This is a genomic window from Catenulispora sp. GP43, assembly GCF_041260665.1.
In the GTDB taxonomy this organism is placed as follows: Bacteria; Actinomycetota; Actinomycetes; order Streptomycetales; family Catenulisporaceae; genus Catenulispora.
On record NZ_JBGCCT010000009.1, the window covers coordinates 360,768 to 370,223 of the forward strand.

Sequence of the window (9,456 nt, forward strand, 5' to 3'; positions counted from 1 at the left end):
GCCCTCGTTCGGCTTGAATATTGCGCGCGGGTTAACCACTGTCAATAAAGAACCGGTTCCGGAACCGATCCCGTAACCGCATCCGTTACCGGTTCCGGCGTCATCACGCCGGGGCGGCCGCCGGAGCGTCAACCTCAGAAGGTTGAGACAACCCCTCTCGCTTCGCCTTGGCCCGCAACAGGATCCAGGCGGCGAGCGCGGCGACGGCGAGGATCCCGGCGCCGCTGCGCAGCGCGAGATGCAGCGCCTCCACGAACGAGGTGTCGACCGTGTCACGCAGTGCCGGCGGCAGCGCGCGGCTGGCGGTGATCCCGCCCGCGCCGCCGTTCGTGACGGCGGCCACGACCTGGTGCGAGTGGCCGGCGTCGACCCCGAGCGTGCGCAGCCTGTGGCCGAGCAACCCGGTCATCCGGCTGGTGAGGATCGCGCCGAGGGCCGCGATGCCGACCACGCCGCCGACCTCGCGCATGGTGTTGGTGACCGCGGAGGCCATGCCCGCCTTCGGGCCCGGGACCCGTTCGAGCACCGCGACGGAGACCGGCGCGAAGGACAGGCCCATGCCCAGGCCCATCACCGGCAGCGTCCACACGTACTGGTAGTAGTGCGCGCCGAGGCCGTAGAGCGACAGGCCGCCCAGGGCGACCGCGCACAGTGTCAGACCGCTGACGAGCGCCGGACGCGGTCCCAGCCGTCCGGTCACGATGCCCGCGACCGGCGCCGCCACCATGATCGAGGCGGTCGCCGGCAGCGAGCCGACGCCGGCCATCGTGGGCGACCAGCCGTAGACGTCCTGCATCAGCAACGGCAGGAAGAACAACGCGCCGAACATCCCGAAGCTCACCATGAACCCGCTCATCAGCGCGCCGGTGATCACCCGGTCGCCGAAGAACGACAGGTCGAGCATCGGCGCGGCTCGGGTCGCCTCGATGACCAGGAACGAGACCAGGGAGAGCAGCGCAATGGCGGCGGCGGTCAGCACCCGGGCGCTCGCCCAGCCCGAGCTCGGCCCCTCGATCAGCGCGAACACCAGCGCGCCGAAGCCGAGGGCGCCGGTGATCTGGCCGGGGATGTCGAAGCGGTCGCGGCCGTCGTGGAACTCCGGCAGCACCCGCCAGCCCACCAGCAGCGCCATCGCGCCGATCGGCACGTTGATCCAGAACACGCTGGACCAGCCGAAGGCGTCCACCAGCGGACCGCCGACGGCCGGGCCGAGCGCGAGCCCGAGGCCCGAGATGCCGGACCACAGGCCGATGGCGCGGGCCCGCTCGCGCGGGTCGGGGAAGGTGTTGCGGATGATCGACAGGCTGCCCGGGGTCAGCATCGCAGCGCCCAGGCCCTGCAGCATGCGCGCCGCGACGAGTTCGCCGATCGAGCCGGACAGCGCGCACAGCATCGAGCCGAGGCTGAAGCCGACGACGCCGGCCAGGAAGACGCGCTTGCGGCCGAGGCGGTCGCCGAGCGTGCCGCCGGTCAGCAGCAGCGCGGCGTAGACCAGGCTGTAGCCCTCGACCACCCACTGCAGGCCGGTGACGCCGGCGTGCAGTTGGCCGCCGATCTTCGGCAGCGCGGTGTTGACGACGACGTTGTCCAGCATCGCCATGAACAGCGTGATGCACAGCGTGCCGAGGATCAGGGCTTTACGACGGGAGTTCGGTTCCGGGATGGTCATGGTGTCCCCTGCGTCGGGGCGCGGGGCGGCCCGAAGCCGGGCGGAGCCACCGCGCGACGGCTGCCTAACACCGTTAGATTCCCACTAACAGCGTTAGACTGCAAGTCTGGGAGCCCCCAGCCAGGACGAGAACGAGGAGACCCGGGTGACTTCGGCGGACCACAGCGCGGCGGCCCGGCCCCCCGCCATCACCCGCGAAGCCCTGGCCGCGGCGGGCCTGACGGTCCTGCGCCGGGAGGGCCTCGACGCCCTGTCCATGCGCAAGGTGGCCGCCGAACTGGGCGTCCGAGCGGCCTCGCTCTACTACCACGTGCAGGACAAGGAACAGCTCCTCGACCTCGTCGCCGACGGCCTGACCTGGGACACCCGCAAACTGGCCGGTACCGGCGACTGGTCCGTGTGCCTGCGCGAGATGGCCCACGGCTACTACCGCTATCTGCACGCCAACCGCGACACCGCCCGCCTGATGGCCGGCCGCCGGGCCCCGGGCCCGAACCTGATGAACCTGCTCGACGCGATGCTGGGCCGGCTGCGCGCCGGCGGCTTCTCGGACCAGGACGCCGCGTGGGCCACCCTGCTGATGGCCAACTACGTGCAGGGCTTCGTGCTTCAGGAGCAGCAGCCGAAGGCACCCCGGGGAGAGCCGGGCGCCGGTGCGAAGTCCGCGGTGGCACAGGGGGCGTGCGAGGCGGCCGCCGAGTCACTGCCGAACATCGGGGCCCTGATGGCGCTGATGGCCGACGGCGACACGCAGAAGCTGTTCGCCTTCGGGGTGGACCGGCTCATCGACGGTCTGCGGGCGCGGCTCTCCGACCAGGGCCATTCCTGACCGGTACGGCCCGGTACGGCACGGCCAGGCACGGCCAGACACGGCCCGGCACGGCCCGACTGGAAGGAAATTCTGCGCCGATCGGCCCGCGACACACCCGAACGGCCCACCCGCGCCGCCGACACCCCGGCCCCGGCGCGACGCTGGCAGGCATGACCGAGAACAAGGCCGGGGACAAGGCCGAGCACAAGCGCTGGACCGTGACCGACTACGACGAGCACACGATTCACCTCAAGGCCCCGTTCCGCATGATCTTCAACGACAACATCTCCCTGTCGCGCGACGCCATCGCCACGGTCGAGGAGCGTCAGGGCCATGACGTCATCATCGTGTCGACCATGGACGGCCGCAGCTACGAGGTGCTGCGCGGGGTGGCACGCGCGCAGCGGGCGAAGACCAAGGAAGCGTTCGGACTGTGATTCCCCCCGCGCCCGGTCGGTGGATCGGGCGCGGGGAGGTCCGGCGCTCAGCCGCTGTGGTGGACCGTGAGCGCGTAGAAGGCGACGCGCGCCCCCTTGGTGGTGCTGCTCGATGAGGACTGGTTGTAGGAACCGGCCTTGAAGTACATGTGGTACGCGTCGAAGGACGACGGGATCGTGTACTTCGTCGTCTTGCCGTTCACCGTCAGCGAGACGGTGTTCCCGCCGGTGACGGTGATCGTGTAGGACCACTGCGTCCCGACCGGTACGTTCGCGATCTGGTGCGTGGTCTGGCCGCCGGACGGCGAGTTCTCGGTGCCGAGCACGATGTTGCCGTTGTTGTAGTAGTACAGCTCGACGAGCGGCTTGGTCGAGGACCCGCCGGTCCCGAGGTGGATCTGGCCCACGCACACGTGGTTGGTCACCGAGACCACGCGCAGGGTGGCCTGCAGTTGGTGGGTGCCGGCCAGGTGCCAGTCGGCGTCGCTGCCGTCGCTGTTCATCTCGCGCAGTTCCGAGCGCGCGTAGTTGGAGTTGGGCGTGGTGACGCCCTTCTCCGGCGCCCAGAACGTCATGGCCCCGTCCTTGGTGTCCGTGTAGAAGTACGAGTCCTGATAGCCCTTCGCGCCCTGCAGCTGCGAGGACGGGATCGTCCGCGGCGAGCCGGGGCTGCCCACGGGCTCCTGGAGCTCCCAGACGGACAGGTTGAAGTTGCCGCCGGGCGCGACGGTGGTGCTGAGCTTGGCCGAGGCCGCCGGAGCCGCGTGCGCCGCGGCGGCGGCGCGGGCGGGCGCGGCCTGGGCGGTCGTCGACGACGCCGCGATCACGACGCCGGTGCAGATCGCGGTGGCCGCGGCGGCCGCGGCGGCGAGATTGGGTGATGCGCCTCTGAGCATGAGAGCGTCCCTTCGGGTTGGTGGCGGTGGACGCCGGCGACGGGAGCCATGGGCCGAAGCCGGTCGAGCGTGTCCGGACCTTGCGAAGCGCGTGTTCATCGTCCGCGGCGACGGCCGGGGGCGGCAATGCCCCGCCGGTCAAGAGTGAGTAAAGGTTCATAACCAGAATCAGCGTTCGGATTCGTGAACCGGCATTGCCCTACGATTGCCGACATTCAGGACGGCATCCCGAGCACTGAGAGGAGTTCAGCATGCCGGTGCCAGCCACCGAGGCAGAGGTGCTGATCGTCGGCGGCGGGCCGGTCGGGCTCACCGCGCGGGCCCTGCTGGAACGCCGGGGCGTGTCGACCGTGCTGGTGGAGAAGCATGCCACGCTCTCGCCGTTCCCGCGGTCCCGGCTGGTCAACGTCCGGACGATCGAGATCTTCCGGTCCCTCGGGCTGGCCGAGCCCGTCGCGGCGGGCGCGTTCGCGCCGGAGTACGGCCGGGTCCGCTTCCGCGACACCCTGCGCGCGGACGACTTCGCCACGGCGGCGATGATCGGGATCAACGCCCCGATCCCCGAGAGCCCCGTGATCGGCGTGGTGACCTCGCAGGACCGGCTGGAACCGGTCCTGCTCGCCGCGGCGCACGCGCCGGTCCGCTTCGGCGTCGAGCTCACCGGCCTGACCGAGGACGCCGACGGCGTCACGGCTGTGCTCCTCGACCGCCGACAGGGTACGGAGTCACGGCTCCGCGCCCGCTATGTCCTAGCTGCCGACGGCGCGAACTCCACCGCCCGCGACTGCGAGGACACCGCGACCGCTGACTGAGCCGCACTCGTCGCACGCGCCCTCGGCCCCGGTGACGATCTCCAGGTCGAGGTGCACCGGGTGGAGCACTGGGTAGTGAACGCTTTCATCGCGGAACGCTTCCGCCACGGCCGGGTCCTGGTGGCCGGGGACGCCGCGCACGCGATTCCGCCCGCCGGCGGCATGGGCATGAACACCGGCGTCGGCGATGTGCACAACCTGTGCTGGAAGCTGGCGGGGGTCCTCCGTGGATGGGCCGGGCCGGGTGCAGCTCCGAGCCGGCGCGGACGCCGCGAACCGGTCGAGCTGCCCTGGTCGGAGCAGTACTTCGCACAACTCGGCCTCGTGCTGGGAGTCGCCTACGACCAAGACGAGTACGAGCCCTCCGATCCGGGCACGGACTACGTCCCCACAGCCAAGCCTGGCCACCGCATGCCGCACTTCTGGCTCGCCCCGGGTCGCTCGACGCTGGACGCGTTCGGCGAGTGGTTCACCGTCCTCACTCCGGACCCGGCCGGCTGGGAGCGGCAGCTCACCGGACCGTGGCCGCTCCGCATCGAGTCCCTGCCCGCCGAGCACGCCGCCGACAGTGGCCTGCATCCCGACGGAGCCCTGCTCGTCCGGCCCGACGGCCACATCGGCGCACGCTGGCAGGACCGGCCATCCGGGGACTCCGCGCTCTACGACGCCCTCGTCGCGATCACCGGATACCGCTAGGCCATGAGAACAAGGCGGTGCCGCCCCCGCACCAGCGGAGACGGCACCGCGTCACCCGGAACCAGAACCAGGTGTCACTGGAAGATCTGGAACTCCGAGAGCTGCCCGGCCGGCCACCCGGTGTTGGCGGTGAAGTTCAACCGCACGTACCGCGTGGAGGTCGACGGGAACGTGATGGTCACGGTGTTCCCGGTCGAGGGGTCGAACGTGTAGCTCGCCGAACCGACGACGGTGGAGAAGGTGCTGTTGTCGGTCGAACCGAGCACCGACAGCGTCTGGCTCCGGGTGGCCCAGGAGCTGGACGGCGGCAGGTCGAGCACGATCTTGCTGATGCTCTTCGACGCGCCGAGGTCGACCTGGATCCACTGCGGGAAGGCGTTGTCGGTGCTCTCCCAGTAGCTGCTGGTGTTGCCGTCGACCGTGTTGCCGGGCACGTAGTTCTGCGTGTACCCGCTGGCCGAGGTCGGCTGGTTCAGCGCGAGGTTGGTGCTGCCGCTCGTGGCGCCGGTACCGGTCAGAGCGACGGTCGCCGGGCTACCGGGGGCGTTGCTGGCGATGCTCAGCGAGCCGGTCCGGGCGCCGGTGGCGGTCGGGGTGAAGGTGACGCTCACCGTGCAGGACGCGCCGGCGGCCAGCGTGCTGCCGCAGGTGTTGCTCTGGGCGAAGTCACCGGTGGCGGTGATCGAGGAGATCGATGCCGAGCCGTTGCCGGAGTTGCTCACCGTCACCGACTGCGCGCCGGAGGCGGTGCCGACGGTCTGGTTGCCGAAGGACAGGCTGCTCGGGTTGGTCGCGATCGACGGGCCGGTGGTGGTGCCGCCGCTGCCGAGGTAGACCTGGAAGTCCGAGAGCTGACCGGCCGGCCAGCCGCTGTTGGCGGTGATGTTGACGCGGACATAGCGGGCCGTGGAGGTGGTGAACGGGATGGTCACCGTGTTGTTGTTGGCGTTCGGGTCGAAGGTGTAGGTGGCCGAGCCCACGAGGGTCGAGTAGTTCGTGCCGTCCGTGGAGCCCTGGACCGACAGCGTCTGGGTGCGGGCCCCCCACGCGGTCGACGGCGGGAGCCGCAGGACCACCTTGCCGACGGTCCAGTTCTGGCCGAGGTCGACCTGCGCCCACTGTGGGAAGGCGCCGTTCGCGCTCTCCCAGTAGGTCGACGGGTCGGCGTCGGTCAGGTTGCCGGGCACGTAGGAGCCGTTGCTGGAGCTGGCCGAGGCCGGCTGCCCGGCCGCCAGGTTCACCGAGCTGTCGACGCCGGTGCCGCTGAGCGCCACGGTGGTCGGGGTGTTGGTGGCGTTGCTGGCGACGGTGAGCGTGCCGGTGCGCGAGCCCCCGGCGGTCGGCGTGAACTTCACCGTCACCGTGCAGGAGCCGTTGACGGCGATCGAGGAGCAGTTGTTCGTCTGGCTGAAGTCACCGGTGACCGAGACCCCGGAGACGCTCGCCGCGCTGGTGCCGGTGTTGCCGATGGTCACCGTCTGGGTCCCGGCCGAGGAGCCGACCGCGGTGCGGGTGAAGGCCAGGCTGGCCGGGTTGGCGTTGAGCACCGGTCCCGGCGCGACGCCGGTGCCGGATAGCGAGACGGTGTCGGTGACGCCGCCGGCGTTGACGGTCAGGCTGCCGCTGCGCGCACCGGACGCCGACGGCGTGAAGGTGACGTTCACCGTGCAGGAACCGTTGGCCGCGATCGAGGAGCCGCAGTTGTTGGTCTGCGCGAAGTCGCCGCCGGCCGCGATCGAGGACACCGCGGCCGCCGAACCGGTCGGGTTGGACACCGTCACGGTCTGCGCGGCACTGGTCGTGCCGGTCGCCACCGAGCCGAAGTTCAGCGAGCCGGGGCTGGTGGTGACGCTGCTGGCCGGGTACGGCGGGAAGACCGGCGTGGGGTTGTCCGAGACGCACTGCGTCGGGCTCACCCCGGAGTTGCCGCCGTTGTCGGTGATCGCGAAGGAGTTGCCCTCGCAGCTGTAGCTCGGCGCGTTGCCGGCGTTGGCCTGCGCGACGCCGGTGGCGACGACGTTCTGGAACGTCGCGGCGCCGCCGGTCTGCTCCTGCATCGCGAAGGTGCCGGTGCCGGCGATGGTCACGTTGTTCAGGCTGACGCCGCTGACCGTGCCCTCGACCCACTGGATCGCCTCGAACGGGGACTGCTCGATCAGGGCGTTGCTGACGTTGATCGGCCCGGTGATCGCGCCCTGGCTGCCGTCGAACCACAGCGCGCCGACGCCGAACTGCCAGTTCGGGTCGAGGCTGCCGTCGCGGATCAGGGTGTTGTTCGAGATGGTGGTGGTGCCTACCGGCGTGGAGCTGAAGCGCTGCCCGACCTGGATGCCGCCGCCCTGGGTCAGGCCGGTGTCGGCGACCAGGTTGCCGGTGACGGTGTTGTCGTGGCCGCCGTAGATGGCGATGCCGTTGGCCAGCTGCTGGAGCTGGACGGTGTTGTTGGAGATGATGTCGTTGGCGTCGGCGCCGATGCCGGAGTCGGCCCAGGTCGCGATGCCGTCGTCACCGGTGTTGCGGATGTCGCTGTCGGTCACGGTGGAGTTGGTCACGCCGCCGTGGAAGTTGATGCCGTCGGCCGTGGTGTCCCGGATCCGCATGCCGCTGAAGGTCAGCTTGTCCATCGGGCCGTCCATCCAGGCCCCGACCTTCATGTGCTCGATCCAGATGTTGCTCACGGTCGAGTTGCTCAGCGCGCCGCCGATGCCGTTCACCTGGGCGCTGTCGTCGCGCTCCTGCACGTTGCCGGAGATGGCGAAGTTCGACAGGTGCACGTTGGTGCTCGGGTTCGGCGCGGAGTTGCCGTAGAAGCCCGGCGCGGTGCCGGTCACGGTCGAGTACCACATGCCGGCGCCGGCGATCGTCACGTTGTTCACCGAGATGTGGCCCGGGATGTTGAACGTGCCCGGCGGGATCCACACCGTGCCGCCGGCCCCGGCGGCGGCGATGGCCGCGTTGAAGGCGCCGGTGGCGTCGTTCACGCCGGTGGCGTCCGCACCCTCGCTGGTCACCGAGACCGAGCCGGCCGGCTGGGGCAGCGCCGCGCCGACGTTCTCGAAGTCGGCGAGGTTGACGGTGTAGGACGAGGCGGTGTCACCGGAGTCGACCTGCAGCTTGAAGGTGGTCCCGGCCGGATAGGTCGTGGACAGCAGCCGGTGCACCTCGTCGTAGAAGTGGTGCGGGTTGCCGCTGCTCGGGGTGTTGGTGAAGGGGTAGCTGCCGTAGTACCAGCTGTAGGCGTTGGTCAGCGACAGGTCGGACTGCTTGGCGCCGTTGACGTACAGCGACAGCGGGGCACTGTATACGGACCCTGACGACGTGTCCGGGATGCTGTACCGGACGTCGATCGAGTTGGTCGCGACCGGGGTGGTGAAGGTGATGCTCTGGCCCGAGCCGTTGCCGGCCAGGGTGACGGCCTGCCGGTAGGACGCCTCGTCGGCGAGCTGGCCCTGGCTGAAGCTGGGGCCGATCAGCGTCCCGGTGGTCGCGGCCTTCGCGGCCTCGACCTCCACGTAGGGCAGGCTCGCCCCGGAGCCGCCGGTCGCGCCGGCCGCGGCCGCGGGCGAGGCGGCGAGGGCGACCAGCGTGCCGGCGGTGGCCAGCACCGCCCCGAGGGCGGCGGCCATCGTGCGGCGTGGCGAGTGCGGTCGCGCGCCCGGTATCCGGGCGCGTGCGGATCTGGACATCACAAAGGGCTCCTTCGATGGGGCACCGTGCGGGGTACGGACCGTGGCGTTCGGTCCGGTGGGGGGATGTCGCAGCGGGAGCGTAACGCCGCCGACACCTGCGCGCAATATCCTGATCTCATTACTGCAAGGAGTTTGCCGATCCTTGAAATATTTCGATACCGGCGCGGCGCGACGAAAACCGGCAGGTCAAGGTCCTGATTTTGGGCGGCTCTGACTTGTGTGTGTGGGTCGGCGTGGGGGTGTTGGTGCGTGGTCGCTTCTGGTGCCACAGTCAAGGGCGACGGTCAAGGGCGACAGTCAAGAGCGACAGTCAAGGGCGCCTCCGGCGGCGCCTGCGCGGCGAGCGGCCTCGCTCCGGGGATGGGGGGGTCGCGCTGGCTGCTGGCGGTCGCTGCTTGTGGTCGCCTCTGTCCCGGATTCCCCGTCGCTTCGTCGCCCGGAGGGAA

7 protein-coding genes and 1 pseudogene are annotated in these 9,456 nt (G+C 70.4%); 5 read left to right on the forward strand and 3 right to left on the reverse strand.

The window, feature by feature from the left end; all coding sequences use genetic code 11:
• Window positions 1-103: 103 nt before the first annotated feature.
• Window positions 104-1,669: an MFS transporter gene (locus tag ABH926_RS21020; protein ID WP_370367383.1), complete on the reverse strand. Its 1,566-nt coding sequence runs from the start codon at window positions 1,667-1,669 to the stop codon at window positions 104-106.
• A 145-nt stretch (window positions 1,670-1,814) separates the two neighbouring features.
• On the opposite strand from ABH926_RS21020, the gene ABH926_RS21025 reads away from it, so the two are divergent.
• Entirely contained in the window at window positions 1,815-2,498 is a 684-nt protein-coding gene (locus ABH926_RS21025; protein ID WP_370367384.1) for a TetR/AcrR family transcriptional regulator, read from the forward strand.
• A gap of 152 nt (window positions 2,499-2,650) precedes the next feature.
• Entirely contained in the window at window positions 2,651-2,917 is a 267-nt protein-coding gene (locus ABH926_RS21030; RefSeq protein ID WP_370367385.1) for a hypothetical protein, read from the forward strand.
• Between the two features lie 47 nt (window positions 2,918-2,964).
• Here ABH926_RS21030 and ABH926_RS21035 read toward each other — a convergent pair whose 3' ends face one another.
• Entirely contained in the window at window positions 2,965-3,813 is an 849-nt protein-coding gene (locus ABH926_RS21035; protein WP_370367386.1) for a polysaccharide lyase family 7 protein, read from the reverse strand.
• 251 nt (window positions 3,814-4,064) lie between these two features.
• Here ABH926_RS21035 and ABH926_RS21040 point away from each other — a divergent pair, with 251 nt between their 5' ends.
• The 3 genes and pseudogenes from ABH926_RS21040 to ABH926_RS21050 all read left to right on the forward strand — a co-directional run bounded on the left by ABH926_RS21040 (window position 4,065) and on the right by ABH926_RS21050 (window position 5,321).
• Window positions 4,065-4,625 carry an FAD-dependent monooxygenase gene (locus ABH926_RS21040; RefSeq protein WP_370367387.1) on the forward strand — a complete coding sequence of 187 codons (561 nt, stop codon included), beginning with the start codon at window positions 4,065-4,067 and terminating at the stop codon, window positions 4,623-4,625.
• A 45-nt stretch (window positions 4,626-4,670) separates the two neighbouring features.
• Window positions 4,671-4,862 (forward strand): annotated as a pseudogene (locus ABH926_RS21045) (FAD-dependent monooxygenase); the annotation flags it as partial.
• A complete protein-coding gene (locus tag ABH926_RS21050) occupies window positions 4,836-5,321 on the forward strand; it encodes a hypothetical protein (RefSeq protein ID WP_370367404.1) in 486 nt (161 codons plus the stop codon). The pseudogene ABH926_RS21045 and the gene ABH926_RS21050, both read left to right, overlap by 27 nt.
• 74 nt (window positions 5,322-5,395) lie before the next feature.
• Here ABH926_RS21050 and ABH926_RS21055 read toward each other — a convergent pair whose 3' ends face one another.
• Window positions 5,396-9,007, reverse strand: coding sequence for a choice-of-anchor D domain-containing protein (locus ABH926_RS21055; protein WP_370367388.1), 3,612 nt, complete (start codon window positions 9,005-9,007; stop codon window positions 5,396-5,398).
• Between the last annotated feature and the right edge of the window lie 449 nt (window positions 9,008-9,456).

Coding starts and splice junctions, on each gene's coding strand:
- ABH926_RS21055 (WP_370367388.1), bottom strand. CDS start 9,007: ATGTCCAGATCCGCACGCGCCCGGATACCGGGCGCGCGACCGCACTCG.
- ABH926_RS21040 (WP_370367387.1), top strand. CDS start 4,065: ATGCCGGTGCCAGCCACCGAGGCAGAGGTGCTGATCGTCGGCGGCGGG.
- ABH926_RS21030 (WP_370367385.1), top strand. CDS start 2,651: ATGACCGAGAACAAGGCCGGGGACAAGGCCGAGCACAAGCGCTGGACC.
- ABH926_RS21035 (WP_370367386.1), bottom strand. CDS start 3,813: ATGCTCAGAGGCGCATCACCCAATCTCGCCGCCGCGGCCGCCGCGGCC.
- ABH926_RS21020 (WP_370367383.1), bottom strand. CDS start 1,669: ATGACCATCCCGGAACCGAACTCCCGTCGTAAAGCCCTGATCCTCGGC.